The organism is Kitasatospora sp. HPM-01-4, assembly GCF_051374625.1.
Lineage (GTDB): Bacteria > Actinomycetota > Actinomycetes > Streptomycetales > Streptomycetaceae > Kitasatospora.
Window position 1 is genome coordinate 657,092 of sequence record NZ_JBPQGP010000005.1, and the last position, 17,124, is coordinate 674,215.

The 17,124-nt window shown below is 73.2% G+C and carries 13 protein-coding genes and 1 pseudogene; 5 read left to right on the forward strand and 9 right to left on the reverse strand.

Annotated features, from left to right (window positions below; translation table 11 throughout):
- Positions 1-63: 63 nt before the first annotated feature.
- From ACSMTC_RS02865 to ACSMTC_RS02875, 3 genes and pseudogenes are all read right to left on the reverse strand, one after another.
- Entirely contained in the window at positions 64-912 is an 849-nt protein-coding gene (locus ACSMTC_RS02865; protein WP_436558036.1) for a class II fructose-bisphosphate aldolase, read from the reverse strand.
- A complete protein-coding gene (locus ACSMTC_RS02870; protein ID WP_436564579.1) occupies positions 903-1,835 on the reverse strand; it encodes a 1-phosphofructokinase family hexose kinase in 933 nt (310 codons plus the stop codon). Before ACSMTC_RS02870 ends, ACSMTC_RS02865 begins: the two co-directional genes overlap by 10 nt.
- Before the next feature lie 257 nt (positions 1,836-2,092).
- Positions 2,093-2,509, reverse strand: a pseudogene (locus ACSMTC_RS02875) (ATP-binding protein); the annotation flags it as partial.
- 131 nt (positions 2,510-2,640) lie between these two features.
- Here ACSMTC_RS02875 and ACSMTC_RS02880 point away from each other — a divergent pair.
- On the forward strand, positions 2,641-3,921 hold the full coding sequence (locus ACSMTC_RS02880) for an ATP-binding protein (RefSeq protein ID WP_436558037.1): 1,281 nt from the start codon (positions 2,641-2,643) through the stop codon (positions 3,919-3,921).
- A 126-nt stretch (positions 3,922-4,047) separates the two neighbouring features.
- Here the strand turns inward: ACSMTC_RS02880 and ACSMTC_RS02885 are convergent, their stop codons facing one another.
- On the reverse strand, positions 4,048-5,382 hold the full coding sequence (locus tag ACSMTC_RS02885; RefSeq protein WP_436558038.1) for a cryptochrome/photolyase family protein: 1,335 nt from the start codon (positions 5,380-5,382) through the stop codon (positions 4,048-4,050).
- Between the two features lie 316 nt (positions 5,383-5,698).
- A complete protein-coding gene (locus ACSMTC_RS02890) occupies positions 5,699-6,265 on the reverse strand; it encodes a GlcG/HbpS family heme-binding protein (RefSeq protein WP_436558039.1) in 567 nt (188 codons plus the stop codon).
- Positions 6,266-6,476: 211 nt separating this feature from the next.
- Here ACSMTC_RS02890 and ACSMTC_RS02895 point away from each other — a divergent pair, with 211 nt between their 5' ends.
- Together ACSMTC_RS02895 and ACSMTC_RS02900 are read left to right on the forward strand one after the other, a co-directional pair.
- Positions 6,477-7,658, forward strand: coding sequence for a sensor histidine kinase (locus tag ACSMTC_RS02895; RefSeq protein WP_436558040.1), 1,182 nt, complete (start codon positions 6,477-6,479; stop codon positions 7,656-7,658).
- Complete coding sequence (locus ACSMTC_RS02900) at positions 7,655-8,311, forward strand: response regulator (protein WP_436558041.1); 657 nt, start codon at positions 7,655-7,657, stop codon at positions 8,309-8,311. Before ACSMTC_RS02895 ends, ACSMTC_RS02900 begins: the two co-directional genes overlap by 4 nt.
- Before the next feature lie 30 nt (positions 8,312-8,341).
- On the opposite strand, the gene ACSMTC_RS02905 is transcribed toward ACSMTC_RS02900, so the two are convergent.
- Together ACSMTC_RS02905 and ACSMTC_RS02910 are read right to left on the reverse strand one after the other, a co-directional pair.
- A complete protein-coding gene (locus tag ACSMTC_RS02905) occupies positions 8,342-10,033 on the reverse strand; it encodes a glycoside hydrolase family 27 protein (RefSeq protein WP_436558042.1) in 1,692 nt (563 codons plus the stop codon).
- Positions 10,034-10,095: 62 nt separating this feature from the next.
- Positions 10,096-12,189: a glycoside hydrolase family 27 protein gene (locus tag ACSMTC_RS02910; protein ID WP_436558043.1), complete on the reverse strand. Its 2,094-nt coding sequence runs from the start codon at positions 12,187-12,189 to the stop codon at positions 10,096-10,098.
- A gap of 365 nt (positions 12,190-12,554) precedes the next feature.
- Here ACSMTC_RS02910 and ACSMTC_RS02915 point away from each other — a divergent pair, with 365 nt between their 5' ends.
- Together ACSMTC_RS02915 and ACSMTC_RS02920 are read left to right on the forward strand one after the other, a co-directional pair.
- The gene (locus ACSMTC_RS02915; protein WP_436558044.1) at positions 12,555-13,094 is read left to right on the forward strand and encodes a hypothetical protein; all 540 of its coding nucleotides are present in this window, start codon (positions 12,555-12,557) and stop codon (positions 13,092-13,094) included.
- A gap of 6 nt (positions 13,095-13,100) precedes the next feature.
- Positions 13,101-15,980: a M56 family metallopeptidase gene (locus tag ACSMTC_RS02920; RefSeq protein WP_436558045.1), complete on the forward strand. Its 2,880-nt coding sequence runs from the start codon at positions 13,101-13,103 to the stop codon at positions 15,978-15,980.
- 137 nt (positions 15,981-16,117) lie between these two features.
- Here ACSMTC_RS02920 and ACSMTC_RS02925 read toward each other — a convergent pair whose 3' ends face one another.
- Both ACSMTC_RS02925 and ACSMTC_RS02930 read right to left on the reverse strand, forming a co-directional pair.
- A complete protein-coding gene (locus tag ACSMTC_RS02925) occupies positions 16,118-16,309 on the reverse strand; it encodes a hypothetical protein (RefSeq protein WP_436558046.1) in 192 nt (63 codons plus the stop codon).
- A 42-nt stretch (positions 16,310-16,351) separates the two neighbouring features.
- Positions 16,352-17,083: an SRPBCC family protein gene (locus ACSMTC_RS02930; protein ID WP_436558047.1), complete on the reverse strand. Its 732-nt coding sequence runs from the start codon at positions 17,081-17,083 to the stop codon at positions 16,352-16,354.
- Positions 17,084-17,124: the final 41 nt, after the last annotated feature.

Here is a 17,124-nt window from a genome sequence, read left to right on the forward strand (position 1 = left end):
CATCGCCGTGTGCTGAGTGCAGGGGGTCGATCCGGCGCCGTCCGCGTGCTGTCCGCGTCGCGTTCAGGTCACGGGTGCCGCCGCCTTCAATACACCTAGCAGTCGGGTGACTTCGTCCGCCATCACCGCTCGGCCAACACCGAGATAACGGCGGGTGTCCACCAGTCTTCCGTCCTCGGCCAGGATCCGGCGCACGGCGGTGGTGAAGACCCGGTTCAGCTGGGTGGCGATGTTGACCTTGGTCATACCGCGCTCGACGGCGCGGGTCAGATGCTCGTCGGCCACCCCCGAGGAGCCGTGCAGTACCAGCGGCACGGGTAGCGCCGCGCGCAGGGCGCCGATCAGCTCGTAGTCGAGCACGGCGTCCCGGGTCGGCATGGCGTGCGAGGTCCCGACCGCGACGGCGAGCGCGTCGACTCCGGTGGCCGAGACGAAGGCGGCGGCCTCCCCCGGGTCGGTGCGGACGCCGGGGGCGTGCACACCGTCCTTGCCGCCGACCTCGCCGAGCTCGGCCTCCACCCAGACGCCGGCCGCGTGGCAGTGCTCCACCACCTGCGCCGTGGTGCGGACGTTGGTCCCGTAGTCCAGCGCGGAGGCGTCGAACATGACCGAGGAGAATCCCAACTCGACGGCCTCGTGGACGAGTTCAGCTGAGGTCGCGTGGTCCAGGTGGACTGCGACCGGCACCCCGGCCGCGCGGGCGACGGCCAGCGTGGCGGCGCCGATCGGGCCGAGCGCACCGTGGTAGCGGACGGCGTTCTCGCTGAGCTGCAGGATCACCGGGGCCCCGGCGGCCTCGGCGCCCGCCACGATGGCCTGGGCGTGTTCGAGCTGGATGACGTTGAACGCGCCGACGCCGCGCGCGGCGCTCGCCGCGGGGGTGACGATGGCGCCGGTACCGGTCAGGGGCATTGCTGGCTCCTCAGGGGTCGGACGTCCACCAGGGACCGCAGGCGGTGGTGGACGGCGGGATCGAAGTCGCCGGCCAGCGGTGCGGCGACGGCGGCCGCGGAGAGTGCCACCGCCTCGGCCAGCCGGTCCGGCCAGGAGGCGCCGGTGACCAGCCCCAGGGTGAGCGCGGCCACCGCCGCGTCCCCGGCGCCGGTGGGGTTGCCGGCCAGCCGTTCGGGCGGACGGGCCCGCCAACCGCCGTGCGATGTCAGGGCGATGAGGCCTTCCGGGCCGAGTGAGGCGATCACGGCACCGGCTCCGGCGGCCTGCAGGGAGCGGGCCGCGGCCACGGGATCGGCCAGGCCGGTGGCCGCGGCCAGTTCGTCCACGTTCGGCTTGATCACCGCGGGGCGGGCCGGGAGTGCGGCGCGCAGCGCCTCGCCGTCGGCGTCCAGCACCGCGGGGACGCCGTGGGCGTGGGCGAGCCGCACCAGGCGGGCGTACGCGTCGCCCGGCACACCGCGCGGCAGGCTGCCGGAGAACACCACCGCCGCCGCGCCGGGGAGCAGCCCGCCGAGGTGGTCCAGGAAGCGCGCCCACTCGCCGGGCCGCACCACCGGTCCGGGCTCCAGCAGGATCGTGGTGTCGCCGGCCTGCTCCTCGACCACCGCCACGGTGCGGCGGCTCTCGCCGTCGATCGGCAGCAGGTGGTCGAGCAGGCCGGCCGCCGCGAGGTCGCGGCGCAGTGCGGCGCCGGTCAGGCCTCCGGCCAGGCCGGTCACGGCGGTCCGCTGCCCGAGCGCGTGCAGCACCCGGGAGACGTTGACGCCCTTGCCGCCGGCCCGTTCGGCCACCGCGCCGACCCGGTTGCCGCCGTGCCGGTGCAGCCGGTCGAGGCGGTAGGTGATGTCGAGCGCGGCGTTGAGCGTGACGGTGAGGATCATCGGCCGGCTGGCGGTCTCCCGCTCGACATGGCGCACGACAGCCCTCCCGATGCGCAATCCTGCACGATGATGCTCAAAGATGCTTTCTTTATAGCCCAAAGCATCATGTGCGATCAATGATTTGTGCACAGTGCGCGCGGTCCCGAGCAGCCGCGGTGCTCCTCGCGCCCGCGTTCAATCCCGTGGCCGGGCCGAGGAGTTGGCGGCGGGCGGGTGCGAGCGGCGGACGGCCGGGCGCGCCGGAGCGCGGTAGGCGGTCAGGAAGGATGGGAGGCCGGAGCGAGTGCCTGCCCGAAGGCGGCGAACTCCGCGGGCCTGATGGCCTGCTCGGCCCAGATGGTCTTGCCGGTCGGGGTGTACCGGGTGCCCCAGGCGTCCGCAAGATGGGCGATCATGAACAGCCCGCGGCCGCCCTCGTCGGTGGCGGCCGCCAGCCGCAGGTGCGGCGAGGTACTGGCGGCGTCGGAGACCTCGCAGGTCAAGGTGCGGTCGTTGATCAGCCGCAGCTGGATCGGGCTGCGCCCGTAGCGGATGGCGTTGGTCACCAGTTCACTGACGATCAGTTCGGTGACGGGCGCGATCTCCGCCAGATCCCAGGTCTCGAGCTGGCGGTCCGCCATGGCGCGGGCCCGGGACACCACGGCCGGCTCCGAGGACAGTTCCCAGGTGGCGACCGCCGAATACCGGCCCCCGCAAGGGCCCGGCCCCAGGAACGACCGCCGCGCCCGCCCGGGTCGGCGTGGCGCGAGTGGTCGCCGTCGTCAGCCGCTGGTGGGATCCTGGCCGCAGTGGCGAGGAGGTGGCCATGTCGGCATGGCGGTTGCGGGATTTCCACGATGACGATCTCGATCAGGCGATCGAGATCTGGGACCAGAGCCGCCAGAGCGACGAACCGCTCCCGGTCTTCCCCGTCTCCGAGGTGATGTCCGCCGCGCGGGCGGGCCAGCCGGCGGTGGTCGCGGTGGTCGGCGACGAACTCGTGGGCATGGCCGTGGCCCAGGCGCAGGGTGAGCGCGGCTGGGTGATCCTGGTGGCGCTGGCCGCCCGCTGGCGCAGCCATGGGATCGGAAGCTCCCTTCTCGCGGAGCTGGAGCGGCGGCTGCGGGCCCTGGGGGTGCACCGGATCAGCGCGCTGCTGCCGGACCGGGCCACCGGCACGAAGGCGTTGGAGAACTCGGGATTCCACCCCCGGGAGGGCCTGGTCTACTACGAGAAGGTGGAGCATCTCGCGGCCGACGACGCGGGGGTGCTGGCCGCGCTGGGCGGCCGGGTGCTGCCTCCCGGCCTGTGGCAGTCGATGGCGGGGATGGAGCGGGAGAAGAGCGTCATCGAGCGGCAGATCGTGCTGCCGCTGTCGGAACGGGACCTGGCCGACCGGTACGGGGTGCAGCCGCCGAAGGCGGTCATCCTGTTCGGCCCTCCCGGAACCGGCAAGACCAGCTTCGCCAAGGCGGTCGCCTCACGGCTGGGCTGGCCGTTCGTCGAGATCTTCCCCTCCCGGCTCGCGGACCTCTCCGACGGCGGACTCATGAGCGCCCTGCGGGAGGTCTTCGCCGACCTGGCGGAGCTGGAGTCGGTGGTGGTGTTCATCGACGAGGTCGAGGAGGTGGCCGGGGTGCGCTCCGGGATCGCGGCGGACCCTGGGCACGGCGTGACCAACGAACTCCTCAAGAGCATCCCCGGCTTCCGTGAACGCGACGAAAGGCTGCTGGTCTGCGCCACCAACTCGGTCCGTTCACTGGATCCGGCCTTCCTGCGTCCGGGCCGGTTCGACTACGTGATCCCGATCGGGCCGCCGGACCCGGCAGCCCGCCGCGCGATCTGGTCCCGCTACCTCGGCCCCGCCCTCGCCGTGGTGGACCTCTCACGTCTGGTGGCGGCCAGCGACATGTTCACCCCGGCCGACATCGAGTTCGCCGCCCGCAAGGGCGCCCAGGCGGCCTTCGAACGCGAGGTCGTGGAGCGCTGCGGCAGGCCTGCCGGCACCGACGACTACCTCGCCGCGATCGGCAGCACCCGGCCGTCGGTCACCGATGCGCTCCTGGCGGAGTTCACCGAGGACATCGAGCGGTACACCCGGATCTGACGACTCGCGCCGGTCCTCGGCGCCCCGGTGGGGACGCTGCCGCCCGTGAACCGTCCGGCCGTGCCGCCCCCGGGAGCCGGGATGGACGGATCAATTTCCGCCCTTCACGGCAGACTTGACTATTCGTCACTTCCGGTCGAGACCGCGGGCGGCACGGAGGCGGGTCGAGATGTCCTCGGGATCGATGATCGGCCGCGGGTATCCGCCGGGGATCTCCGCCAGCCGCCAGGGCCGGTGGATCGTCCGGCCCGGGAGGCCGGCCAGTTCGGGCACCCAGCGGCGGACGTAACTTCCGTCGGGGTCCAGGCGGTCCGCCTGGGCGAGCGGGTTGAGGACCCGGTTGGGGCGGGTGTCGGTCCCGGTGCCGGCCACCCACTGCCAGTTGAGCTGGTTGTCGGCGATGTCGCCGTCGACCAGCAGGGACAGGAAGTGGCGCGCGCCGATCCGCCAGTCCTGGTAGAGCGTCTTGGTCAGGAACGATGCCGTCACCAGGCGGGCCCGGTTGTGCATCCAGCCCTCGTGGGCGAGTTGGCGCATGCCGGCGTCCACGATCGGGAAGCCGGTACGGCCCCGGCGCCAGGCCTCGGCCTCGCGGTCGTCCTGCCACCAGCGGTCCTGCCTGGAGCGGTAGTCCTCCCAGGCCGCCTGCGGCCTGGCGGCGAGCACCTGGTGGTGGAAGTCCCGCCAGGCCAGCTGCCGGACGAAGGCCTCGGCACCCGGCCCGCCGTGGTGTCCGGCGCGGTCGGCGAGTTCGGCGGCGGACAGAGAGCCGAAGTGGAGGTGGGGCGAGAGCCGCGAGGTCGCGTCGGCGGCGAGGTCGTCGTGCTGCTCCTCGTACCGGTCGACGTGCCATGCCCGCCACAGCCGCCGGGCGGCCGACTCGCCGCCCTGCGGCAGCCCGGGCGAGTCGGGGCTGACCCGGGGGACCGGCTCGCTCGCGATCCCGGCGGGCGTGCGCAGGGCCGTCGGAGCCCGGTGGACGGCGCGCCGTCCGACCTGCCGCCAGACGCGGAAGTACGGGGTGAAGACGGCGTAGTGGTCCCTGCCGGCGGGGGTGAGGGCGCCGGGCGGGACGACGGTGAGCGACCCGTCGTGGACGTGCAGGCGGTCGCCGAGCTCCCGTCGCAGTTCGCCCTCGCGGCGCCGGGCGAAGGCGCTCACCCCCGCCGCGAGGTGCACGGAGCCCGCGCCCACCTCGCGGGCCAGCCTGGCGGTCTCCGTCGCCGGGCGGCCCCGGCGCAGGATGAGCCTGCCGCCGATCCGCCGGAGCGAACCGTCCAGATCGGTGAGGCAGTCCGCGAGGAACGCCAGCCGGTTGGGCACCGCGAAGCCCGCGGCCTCGATGCCGGGATCGAGGACGAAGAGCGGCACGACCTCCTCGGCCTCGTGACAGGCGGCCCGCAGGACGGGGTTGTCGTGCAGTCGGAGGTCCTGGGTCAGCAGGGCGATGGAGACGGTCATGGAGTCGGCCAGGGTGCTCGTCGGTACGGGAGGAAGTGGGCTCCGACCGATCTCGGTGGGGCGGCGGTCGATGCGGCCCGCGTACACCTCCAGCCGGGACCGGTCGGGCCCAGCCGGCGTCCGACCGCTTGCCGCCGCCGAACGCCGGCAGACAGCTCATCAGTACCGGGCCGCGGACGAGGGTCCATCCGGTCGGCGTGTCGGCGGCGGATGAGAATGATCCCCACCCCGCGACGGCCGGGACGGCGGGTTCACCGCCGTCCCTGCCGGCACCGCGAGCCGGCCGCCGCCGGGCGCCGTCGCCGCCTGGGCCCGGTCACCCGCCGAGCGAGGCCACGCCCGCCTGAGCGAACTGCTCGTCCAGGTCGCCGCTGGGCGCGCCCGCGACACCGACCGCCGCGATCGGGGCGCCCTTGGCCTGGACCGGGGCGCCACCGGACAGGAACAGGGTTCCGGGAATGTCCTTCAGCCCCGGGGTCTGGGCGAGGCGCTTGGCCAGCTCGGAGGTCGGGGCGTTCCAGGAGACCGCGGTGAACGCCTTGCGCTCGGCCGACTCCACCGACTGCGGGCCGGCGCCGTCCCCCTTGAGCAGGACCCGGGTGATGCCGTCCCGGTCGACCACCGCGACCGAGACGTGCTGCCCGCTCTTCCCGGCGGCGGCGAGCGCGGCCTGGGCGGCCCTGGTCGCGGCCTCGATGGTCAGACCGGTCGACTGGGTCAGGTTCTGCCCCGCCGTGCCGGTCCTGGCCGCGGCCGCCGTGGCCGCGGTGCCGGGCTGCTCGGCGCTGGCCGAGACCGCGCCGACGGTGGCCGCGCCGACCACGGCGGCCACCGCCGCGCCGGTCAGCACCCTGGTGCGCACGCTCATGGTTGCGATGGTCATCTCTCACTCCTTGTGCTCGGTTGCGTCCCGGCCGGGTTCGAAGGCCGACCGCCCGGATCGATCCTCGACGTGGTGCACCGGTTCGGGGATCGGCGTTCCGGCTTCGGCCGGAAGGCATGATGGATGACCGGCGGGTCAGCCGATCGGTTGATGCGCCCGGGCTCCTGGCAGGTCAGGATGCGAAGGAAGTGCAGGTCAGCGAGGAGCAGCAGTGCAGCACCCCCCGAACGCGGTCACCGGCCGCGACCCCGACGAGCGATGGCTGCGCGCGGCGCTGCACACCGCCTTCCTGCTGCTGCTCACCGCCTCGCTCACCCGCTATCTGAGCCATCACGGCGGGACACCGCGCGCCCCCTGGGTGGTGGCCCTGAGCGGTGCGCTGGCGGCGGTGCACCTGCTCGGCGCACGGCGGCGGCAACTGGCGTGGCTGGTCGGCGTGGTGGCGCTGTGGGTGGTGCTGGTCCTGCTCGCACCCAGCTTCGCGTGGTGTGCGGTCCCGTTGATCTACACCGGACTGCGCATCCTCCCGGCCCGGGCCGCGATCCCTCTGGTGGCGGCGCTCACCTCGCTGGTCGTGGTCGCCGAGCTGCGGCTGGCCCATGGCATCGACCCCAATGTGCTGCTGGTGCCGTCGGCCGTGGCCGGCCTCGCAACCGCGGTCTTCCGCCACATGGAGCGACAGGCGGCCCGGCAACGCGAACTGATCGCCGACCTGGTCCGCACCCGCCGCGAGCTGGCCGCCACCGAGCGGCGCGAGGGCACGCTCGCCGAGCGCGAGCGCCTGGCCGGTGAGATCCACGACACGCTCGCGCAGGGCCTGTCCAGTCAGCGGATGCTGCTGCAGGCCGCCGACCGCACCTGGGACGGCGACCCGGCGACCGCGCGGCGCCACGTCCACACGGCGGCCCAGGTCGCAGCCCGCAACCTCGCCGAGGCCCGTCGCTTCGTCCGTGACCTGGCCCCGGCCGAGCTCGCCGACGGCCGTCCGCTGGAGGCCGCGCTCCGGGCCCTCGCCGAGCGGGAGACCGCCGAGAGCGGACTGCCGGTGCGCTTCCACCTGGACGGCACCCCGGTGCCGCTGCCGGCCGCGGCCCGGTCGGCGCTGCTGCGGATCGCCCAGGGCGCCCTCGCCAACGTACGGGAACACGCCGACGCCTCGGCCGCCGAGCTGACCCTGTCCTTCCTCGACGACCAGGCGGTCCTCGACATCACCGACGACGGTCGCGGTCTCGCCGCTGCGGACGCCGGCCACCGTGGCTCGGCGGACGGTCGCGGCTACGGGCTGCCCGCGATGCGGGCCCGGCTGCACCAGCTCGGCGGCGCCCTGACGATCGAGAGCTCTCCCGGCGACGGCACCGTGCTGTCCGCCGCGATCCCCCTGGAGGCCCCGTGACCACGCCCGCACCGTCCGACGGGCCGCCCGCGCAAATCCGGCTGCTGGTCTGCGACGACCACGCCGTGGTACGGGCGGGGCTGCTCGCCCTGCTCGCCAGCACCGAATCCATCGAGGTGGTCGGTGAGGCGAGCAGCGGCGAGGAGGCGGTCGCGCTGGCGGCGGGACTGCGACCGCAGGTGGTCCTGATGGACCTCCAACTCGGCTCCGGCATCGACGGGGTGGAGGCCACGGCCCGCATCACCGCCCAGCCCGCCGCGCCGCACGTCCTGGTCCTCACCACCTACGACACCGACGCGGACATCGCCCGGGCCATCGCCGCCGGTGCCACCGGTTACCTGCTGAAGGCCGAGCGGCCCGAGGAGCTGTTCACCGCGATCCGTGCCGCCGCGCTCGGCCGCACCACGCTCTCCCCGCCGGTCGCCTCCCGGGTGATGGCGCGGATGCGCTCATCCGCGCCCCAGCTCACCGGCCGCGAGCAGGACATCCTCGAGCAACTCGGCCAGGGCCTCGGCAATCGCGAGATCGCCCGTGCGCTGTTCATCAGCGAGGCCACCGTCAAGACCCACCTCGGGCGGATCTACGCCAAGCTCGGTGTCGACACCCGGGCCGGCGCGGTCGCGGTCGCCAAGGAGCGCCGCCTGCTTCGCTGACCGCATGGTGCGGCGGAACCGGGGGCCGGCCTACTGCGCGGTCCAGCGCTGGTTGGCGCCGCCGTTGCAGCCGTAGACCTCGACCGTGGTGCCGTTGACGTTGCCGGAGGGGAGGTTGCCGCCGGTGACGTCCAGGCAGAGGCCGGACTGGCTCGGGGTGGTGATGGTGCCGCCGGGGCCGGGCCGCCACTTCTGGGCGGTGCTGCCGTCGCAGGGCTGGATCACCACCGGCGTACCCCAGGCCAGGCTGCCGCCGGCGCCGCCGAGGCACTGGGTGCCGTCGTAGCTGCGCAGGTCACCGTTGGAGGTGAAGGACCAGCTCTGGTTGGCGCCGCCGTTGCAGTCCCAGATCTCGATCCTGGTACCGGGCGCGGTCTGGTTGTCCCAGGCGTCCAGGCAGCGGCCGGAGGAGGCGGAGACCAGCTTCGCAGCCGGGCCCTGGGTGAGCGGTCGGGCGGACACCCGGTACAGCACCGTGCCGCCGGCCGGCACGGTGGCGCTGATGGCGCCGTCGGTGCTGACCGAAGTGGTGTGCGCCCACAGGTCGTTGAGCGAGTACCCGCCACCGCCGGCGGGCAGGCCGACCGCGGCGGCGGTGGTGGAGACCACGGCCGGCGCGGAGGTCTCGTTGATCAGGGCGACCGCCACGTCGCCGCCGGCCAGCGGGCGGCGCAGCACGTCCAGGCCGCCCGCGGTGGAGACCGCCGTGCCCTGCTGCCCGAGGCTGTCCTGGTCGACGGCGATGACGTCCTTGTTCAGGTAGACGCTCAGGTCCTGCTGGCTGATCGGGTAGCCGGAGCCGCCCGCCGTGGCGGCGGTGCGCAGGTCGGCGCCGGAGATCAGCGGGGCGGCCAGTACGGCGGCGGCGGAGAGTTCGGTCTTCTCCTGGTCGTAACTGAGCCGCTGCCCGGGGTTGTCGGCGGCGGAGGAGTAGTTGCCGGTCTCCAGCATGTCGATGTCGTTCCAGGCGCCGGGTCCGGCGTAGCGGGACTTGTCCAGGTCGGTGTGGATCAGCCGGGTCAGGCCCGCGAAGGAGGCGTCCCGGTCGCCGTCGATCCGCCACATGTTGGCGACGCTCCGCCCCCACACCCAGGGGGTCTCGCCCTGCGCGGCGGGCTGGAGCGAGAGGCTGAGGACGATCGGCCGGCCGGTCGCGGCCAGCGCGTCGCGCATCCAGCCGTCCCGGGTCTGCAGCGGCAGCCGCTCGTCGCCGACCCGCTGGTTCGGGTCGCTGGCAAGGCAGTTGTCGTACTTGAGGAAGTCGACGCCCCAGCCGGCGAAGGTCCTGGCGTCCTGCTGCTCGTGGTCCAGGCTGCCGGGGAAGCCCTGGCAGGTGTGCAGGGTCGGACTCTCGTAGACGCCGAACTTCAGCCCCTTGCCGTGCACGTACGCGGCGAGCGCCGCCAGGCCGTCGGGGTACTTCTGCGGGTCGGGGGTCAGATTGCCGCCGGCGTCGCGGGTGCGGCTCATCCAGCAGTCGTCGATGGTGAGGTACTGGTAACCGGCGTCGCGCAGGCCGCTGGCGGCCATGAAGTCGGCGGTGTCCTTGACGATCCGCTCGTTCGCGTTGCAGCCGAAGGTGTCCCAGCTGTTCCAGCCCATCGGCGGGGTGCGGGCCAGGCCGTTGTCCAGGGCGTGGGCCGGCTCGACCGCGAGCAGCGGGAGTGCGAGGGCGGGCAGGGACAGACTGAGGGCGAGCAGGAGGCGCGGGAGGACGCGCATGGGGGCTCCAAGAGGGGTGCGGGACGGCGGAGCGGCCGGGGGGCCGCTCCGCCGTGGGGGTGTCAGTTCTGGCTGAAGCCGGTGAAGTCGGCCTCGCCGCTGGTGCCTTCGCTGTGCGAGCTGGTGAAGACGCCCACGTCCTGGGTGGCCGTCACCCCCGGCAGGGTGGCGGTGCCGACCTGGGTCCAGGCGGTGCCGTCGGTGGAGTAGTAGCCGGTGTACGTCGAGCCGGAGCGGACCAGTTTGAGCCAGCTCGGGTACGCGGCCGTGCCGCTGCCCTGGTCGGCGGGGGCGCTGTTGGAGTCGAGCCGGCCGCTGCCGGTGCTGTCCCACTGCAGGACGTAGCCCTTGCCGGGCGCCTCGGCGAGGATCAGGTAGCCCGGGGAGCTGTTGGGCTTGGTGATGTCGTCGCGGACCATGATCCCGGCCTTCGCCCAGTCACTGGTGCGGGCCTGGGCGGTCAGCCTGACCACGGTGGTGGAGCCGTCGTGTTCGGCGCCCGGCTGGTAGACGGCGCTGTACTGGTCGACGTCGTAGTACAGGTCGGCCCCGGCGCCGTCGATCGCGATGCTGCCGTTCTGGGCGCCGAAGACGGCCGTGTTGTCGGTGAAGGTCCGCAGCGGCGCCTGGACGGGCGCGGCGAGTTCCACCTGGTTCGGTGAGCTGACCTTCTCCGGTCCGCCGGGCGTGCGGGCGGTCACCGTGCCGGTCACCGTGGCATGGGTGATCGGCGCGGGCAGCACGGCGGGTGCGGTCACGCTGAACCGGGCGGTGGCCTGCTCACCGCCGGCGAAACGCCGGTACGTGGTGCCGCTGAGCGGGGTGGCGGTCCAGCCCTTCGGCAGGTCCATCCCGACGGTCGCGTCGTACGCGGCGCCCACGCCGTTGTTGGTGAGCGTCGCGGTCACCGTGGCGGTGCTGCCCGCCGACCAGTTCGGTGTGCTGGTGCGCAGTGTCAGGTCGGGGGCGTACCGTTCGGGGGTCGCGGTGGCCTTGACCCGGTACATCGCCGTGCCGTGGCCCGGCACGGCGGCGCTGACCGTGCCGGCGGTCTCGGTGGTGCGGTGTGCCCACAGGTCACGCAGCGTGTAGCCCTTGGCGTGCGGCAGCCCGATGGCGGCGGCGGTGGTGGAGATGACGGCGGGCGCGGCGTTCTCGTTGAACAGGGTCACCGCGACGCTGCCGTCGGCGAGCGGCTTGGCCAGGACGTCGAGCCCGCCGGTGGTGCTCACCGGCACGCCCTGCTTACCGAGCCTGTCCTGGTCGACGGCGATGACCTCGCGGTTGCCGTAGATCGCCAGGGTGTCGGCGCTCGCGCTGCGCAGGTCGGTGCCGGCGATCAGCGGCGCGGCCATCTCGGCCCAGAGCGAGAACTCGGTGCGGTCCTCGGTCGGCGTCATGCCGTTGCCGACCTCCAGCATGTCCGGGTCGTTCCAGGCACCCGGCTTCGCGGCGGCGGCGAGCGGCATGTTCTGGTGGACGATGTCCAGCATCCGCCCGTAGGAGGCGTCGATGTCGCCGGTGGTGCGCCAGAGGTTGCCGACCGAGCCGCCCCAGTCCGCTACGGACTCCTCGCCCCAGTCGCAGAGGCTGTAGACGATCGGGCGGCCGGTCCTGGCCAGCGCGTCGCCCATCGCCTGGTAGCGCTGCTTGGCGGGCACGCCCTGGTTGTAGCAGTTGTCGTACTTCAGATAGTCGACTCCCCAGGCCGCGAAGGAGTCGGCGTCCTGCTGCTCGTGGCCGAGGCTGCCGGGGTAGCCGGCGCAGGTCATCGTGCCGGCGCTCTCGTAGATGCCGAGCTTGAGACCCCTGGCGTGCACGTAGTCGGCGACGCCCTTGATGCCGTCGGGGAACTTGACCGGGTCGGGCACCAGGTTGCCGCTCGCGTCCCGGGTCTTGGTGAGCCAGCAGTCGTCGATGTTGACGTTCTGGTAGCCGGCGGTCCTGAGCCCGCTGGAGACGATCCGGTCGGCGGTCTGCTCGACCAGCTTCGCGCTGACGTCGCAGCCGAAGGCGTTCCAGTCGTTCCAGCCCATCGGCGGGGTGAGTGCCAGGCCGTTGTCGACCGCGGCGGCGGGTGTGGCGGTGAGGGGGACGGCGGCCAGAGGTGCGGCCGTCAGCGCGGCCGCGACCAGCGCGGCCCACGTCTTGCGCATCGGTTCTCCTGAGTCCGAGAGGGGGGCGGACGGTACGGCGGAGCAAGTGCCTTGCGCAGGGCGTGGCCAAGCGAACCAAAGTCAACAGAAACCGTCAATACTCAACGCAGATTTACGGCCGTCGTGACATAACCAAACAGCACAGGATGCCCCCTGCACCGTGGTCCGGGGCCCGGTCCTGGCCGGTCCGCCAGGGCGGACCGCCTCGACCGCGCACGGAGGACCCCGACCCTGTCGGGCCGCCGGGCGTACGCCCCCCGACCCCGGGCGCCTCCGGCCAACCGGAACCCCCGTATTCGGCCGCGGTGAATCGGCCGTCCGCGCTACGGTGTTGCGGGCACGCTGCCCGGTGACAAGGAGGCGTCATGGTGGGCGCGGAAACGACTGCCGGCAAGACCGGGCTGCCCGAGGTGGTGCGCGACGTGGTGGCCGAGGTCGCCCCCGAGGAGCTCCCCCTGGTGGCCGCGCTGGCCGCACTGGACGAGGCCGCGGCACTGCGGCGGCTGGCCCGCCCCAGCACCCGGCAGGACCCGCTCGGATTCGGCCTGGGCGAGGTCGCCGCACTGGTGACCCCGGTGGTCTGGCTCGCCGTGAACGAAGCGGCTCGCCAGCTCGGCGGCGAGGCGGCGAGCGGCGCCGCCAAGGGGGCGAAAGCCGTCGCACGCCGGCTCCTGCACCGGCGGGAGGAGACGGTCATCCCCGCCCTGACCCGCGAACAGCTCGTCCAGGTACGGCAGTTGGTACTGGAGACCGCAGCTCAGCGGGGCCTGGGCGAACAGCGGGCCTCGGCCATCGCCGACGCGGTGGTGGCCAGACTGGCGCTCACCGCGCCGGACCAGGAACCGGCGGCGGGCCCGCCGGATCCGACCGGTCCGGCCGGCGAGGGCACCGCGGCCCGGGGCTAGGGTCCGATGGCCGCGACCGAGGCACCGCACCGGGTCGACGAACGGGCGGTCAGCGCCGGCACCACCATGCGCTTCGCACTGCTGGTGATCCTGCTGCTGGTGAGCAGCGGATCGATGATGTCCGCGATCACCGGCCTGCGCTACGGACACGACGGTTTCGGCGGTTTCGGCTGCCACCTCGCCGCGGGGGTGGATCCCAACCGGGGCGACGACCTGGCCAACTCCGCGAGCATGTTCGCCCACCCGGACGCCCTCAGTGCCTGTATGGCCCGCTACGAACCGGGGCCGCCCCGGTGGCTCGCCTTCGTGTGGCCGGGCCTCGCGCTGGTCGCGGCGGCGGGGTTGTTCATGGTCCTGCCGCGCTGGAAGGCCCGCCGCGGTCGCGTCGTCCCGCTGGAGACCATCGACCACACCCGGGCGATCGGGCACACGCTGGACGAGCTGGCGGCGACCGCCGGACTGGCCCGTACACCCCGGATCGTCGTCGACCCGACCAGGTTCTCGACCGGCGCCCTGGTGTTCGGCAGCAACCGCCGGCCGACGGTCTGCCTGCACGCGGGTCTGCTGGCCCGCCGGTCGCACGACCCGGAGGGCTTCCGGGCGGTGCTGCTGCACGAGTTCGCCCATGTCCGCAACGGCGACGTCACCTTGACCTACGCCACCATCGCCGTGTGGCGGGTCTTCATCGCCCTGGTCCTGCTGCCCTACCTGGTGTGGTGCGCGAGCGTGATCCCGACCTCGCACCACTCGCCGTACTGGCACGGTGAACAGCCTTTCGTGGCACGGGTGTTCGTTCTCCCGGTCTTCCTCACCGCGCTGGTCTACCTGGCCCGTTCGGATGTGCTGCGGATGCGCGAGGTGTACGCCGACCTCGCCGCGGTGCGCTGGGGCGCCGACCCGCGCGGCTGGGCGGTCACCGCACCCGGACCCGCCGGCGGCGGGCTCGGGCGGGCGCTGGCGTCCTTCGTCGAGCTGTGGCGCACCCATCCCCGCTGGGAGCTGCGGCGGCGCGCTCTGGCCGATCCGGGACCGCTCTTCGGTGTCCCGGCCCTGCCGATGTTCCTGACCGGGGCCGCCGCCGCGCTGATCGGCGCTCAGGCCGGCAGCTACCTGGGGTCCGGCGCCCCGAGCAACGGCTGGATCGCCCTGCTCGCGGCGGTGGCGGTGACCGGCGTCGCCGGGGTCGCGCTGTGGCGGGCGGTCGCGCACGCCCTGCTCACCGGTGGCCGCGTCCCTTCGGGAGTGCGCGCCGGGCTCTGGCTGGGCGCCGGGATGGCCGTCGGCGAACTGGACATGGCACAGATGTCGGTCACCCGGTGGCTGCCGGCCCGGCCCGAGCTCCTGGTCACGGTCGTGGTGGCCGGCGCACTGTTCGCCTGGTGGACGACGCAGTGCTCGCACCTGTGGTTCACGGCATGGCCACGACGTGCCGGCGTCGGGGCGATGCTGCCGGTCATGGCGGCCGCCTGCCTGCTGATGACGGCGTGGTTCGACTGGTGGCAGCTCGACGGCACACGGCTGGCGAGCGGCTGGATCGATCTGGCGGTGGAGCGCCGGATGGTGGAGACGACGTTCCCCGGACCGACCGGGTCGCACCAGGTCCTGGTGTCCGCAATCGGCGTGTGGTTCCAGGTGTTCTCCGGGCTCGTCCGACCGTTGGTCCTGGCCGCGGTCTGCGCCCTGTGGGTGGTACCCCTGCTCTCCTGGACGGCCGGCCGGCTGCCGTGGCCGCGCCGCCGGGCGGCCGGGGCTCCGGAGGGCTCGCCGGATCCGGGGACGACACCGCCGACACCGCCGACACCGCCGACACCGCCGGGAGCGACACCGCCGTCCCTGCGCCGGGTACTGTCCGCCTCGGCGCTCGGCGGGATCGCGTGCTGGGCCGCCATCGCGCTCGCCAAGGCCTATCTGCACACCTGGCAGCCGCCGGAGGGTCAGCGCGGAGGGCTGTACGCCGTGGCCGTGGCCGCCTGGGGGCTCGTCGCCGTGGTAACGGTGGCGACGGCGGTGGCCGTCGCCACCGCCGCGCGGAACCGTGCGCACCGGCTGCTCATGGCGCTGATCGCCGCTCAGGTCTGCGCGCTGATCGGCCTGCTCGGAGACTTCGTGCTGATGTCCGCCGACGGCTGTGCGCAACCGCTGAGCACACTCGGGTCGACCTGCCACTGGCTCCCCTCCGCGGCGTGGCCGATGGTCGAGCTGGTCCTGGGTCCGGTCCTGGTGTCCACCGCGCTGCTCGCCGCCGTCGCCGCCTCGATCACCGCCGCGGTCCACCGGCTACGGGAAGCAGGTCGCCAACACTCCGTACCCGCAGGGCCGTTCGCACCACGACGGAGGCCGGGCGCCCGCCGTGTCGCCGTCGGCGTGCTGTGCGCCGTCGCCGTGGCGGCCACGACCTCGGCGGCGAGGTTCGAGAACCGGTCCGGCGGTTCGCAGTCCGAGGTGTTCTACACGCAGATCCCCCCGTCCGTGGCCGGCACCGCTGTGATCAGGCAGCTGCAGATGTCCGCCTGGTACACCTTCGGCGGGCGGGACCTCATCCTGCGCTACGCCGGCATCGACGGCCGGTTCGGCAAGATCTTGCAACAGGCCGCGGACGCGGGCGGCCGGATCGAGGAGTCCGCCTTCACTCCGGTCTGCTCGGACTTCGGACGGCTCGCAGGGGATACCGGACACTACTTCCCGATCCCGGATCCGCAGGCCCAGTCCCTGTGGAAGTCGTTCGTCACCCAGGCCCAGGCGGGGAGCCGGGACTGCCTGCTCGGTCTCACCCAGGACAGCTCCAGCCTCTTCACGACGTCGTTGAACGAGCTCACCGAAGCGGACCGGAGCCTCACGGCGGTGCAGGCCCGTATCGACACGGTGCGGCGCTCGGGCGGCGGGTAGCCGGGGCGGGGGGTGGCGCACTCCCCCACCCCGGTAGCGCCAGGGGCGGCGGAGCCCGCCCCACGCCGCCGCCCCGGTCGGCCGCTGTCCGGCCGCTCGGCATCGCACGGGCCGGGCGGCCGGACTTCACGCTCGGTTCAGTAGCCGGCCCGCTGCTTCGACCGCAGCAGGGAGAGGAAGTACGGGAGCCTGTCGACGGCTCCCCCGGAGACTTCGGCCCGCTGCACGGTGTCCCGCACGAAATCCCTCACGACCAGCGTGAACCTGCCGTTCTCCTCGATGAGTTCGGCCGTGCACAGCACCGTCGTCCGCTCGGTCGCCGTCTCCATCGCGGCCCCTTTCCCTGTCGCACCTGCGGATGGGCAGAGGGGCTACACGTCCTCCAGCCACTTGCTCCACGCCTGGGTGGCCCGCTCCTGGTCGACGTCGGCGGCGAAGAGGTGGTGGCCCAGCCAGACCGGCCAGTTCCAGGCGCTGCCGTTGAAGAAGCGGTAGAGCCCGTGGTCGGAGCGCAGGCCGACGAAGTCCTCGCTCAGGTAGTCCACGACGACGTCGAGCGGGTGGATACCGCGCGGTTCGAGGTGGAGCGCGTCGCCGACCGCGGTGTCCTCCGAGATACCGAGCCGCCGGCGCAGCGTCGCGAACACCTCGGGCCCGGTGGGGGGCTTCGGCTGCTCGGCCCTGATGTAGGCGGCGGGCCGTCCGTCGAAGTACCTCAGGTACTGCTGGAGGCTGTGCTGGTAGAAGTCCACGTGCTTCTGTGCGGCGTCGGCCTTGGTGTCCCAGCGGTCGTCCACGACGCCCTCGTGGACCCAGTGGATCCCCATGTCCAGCTTGGACGTACCGTTCCCGCGGCCGTCGATGTAGTAGTGCAGCGTGTTGGAGAAGCCCTCGTCGTTCGCGTAGCGGCACACGAACCGGCGCGGCGGGTCCCACTCCAGAACGGTGCAGGGCCCGCGGGAGACCACGCCGCCGACTCGTGGCTCGACCTCCATCGGGTAGAGCCAGCCGATGATTCCGGGGCCGGTCGCGACCGCGCTCCAGACCTGCTCGGGTGTGGCCGACAGCTCGTACTGCCGGTTGACGGTGAACTCCCTGGCCATGGTCGGGGTTTCCTTCGTATGTCGGGATGTGTCGGGGACGT

What these genes read in the sequence shown, in the direction of transcription:
- ACSMTC_RS02865 (WP_436558036.1), bottom strand. Translation starts at nt 912, where the DNA reads ATGCCCCTGACCGGTACCGGCGCCATCGTCACCCCCGCGGCGAGCGCC.
- ACSMTC_RS02870 (WP_436564579.1), bottom strand. Translation starts at nt 1,835, where the DNA reads ATGATCCTCACCGTCACGCTCAACGCCGCGCTCGACATCACCTACCGC.
- ACSMTC_RS02880 (WP_436558037.1), top strand. Translation starts at nt 2,641, where the DNA reads ATGTCGGCATGGCGGTTGCGGGATTTCCACGATGACGATCTCGATCAG.
- ACSMTC_RS02885 (WP_436558038.1), bottom strand. Translation starts at nt 5,382, where the DNA reads ATGACCGTCTCCATCGCCCTGCTGACCCAGGACCTCCGACTGCACGAC.
- ACSMTC_RS02890 (WP_436558039.1), bottom strand. Translation starts at nt 6,265, where the DNA reads ATGACCATCGCAACCATGAGCGTGCGCACCAGGGTGCTGACCGGCGCG.
- ACSMTC_RS02905 (WP_436558042.1), bottom strand. Translation starts at nt 10,033, where the DNA reads ATGCGCGTCCTCCCGCGCCTCCTGCTCGCCCTCAGTCTGTCCCTGCCC.
- ACSMTC_RS02910 (WP_436558043.1), bottom strand. Translation starts at nt 12,189, where the DNA reads ATGCGCAAGACGTGGGCCGCGCTGGTCGCGGCCGCGCTGACGGCCGCA.
- ACSMTC_RS02915 (WP_436558044.1), top strand. Translation starts at nt 12,555, where the DNA reads ATGGTGGGCGCGGAAACGACTGCCGGCAAGACCGGGCTGCCCGAGGTG.
- ACSMTC_RS02920 (WP_436558045.1), top strand. Translation starts at nt 13,101, where the DNA reads ATGGCCGCGACCGAGGCACCGCACCGGGTCGACGAACGGGCGGTCAGC.
- ACSMTC_RS02925 (WP_436558046.1), bottom strand. Translation starts at nt 16,309, where the DNA reads ATGGAGACGGCGACCGAGCGGACGACGGTGCTGTGCACGGCCGAACTC.
- ACSMTC_RS02930 (WP_436558047.1), bottom strand. Translation starts at nt 17,083, where the DNA reads ATGGCCAGGGAGTTCACCGTCAACCGGCAGTACGAGCTGTCGGCCACA.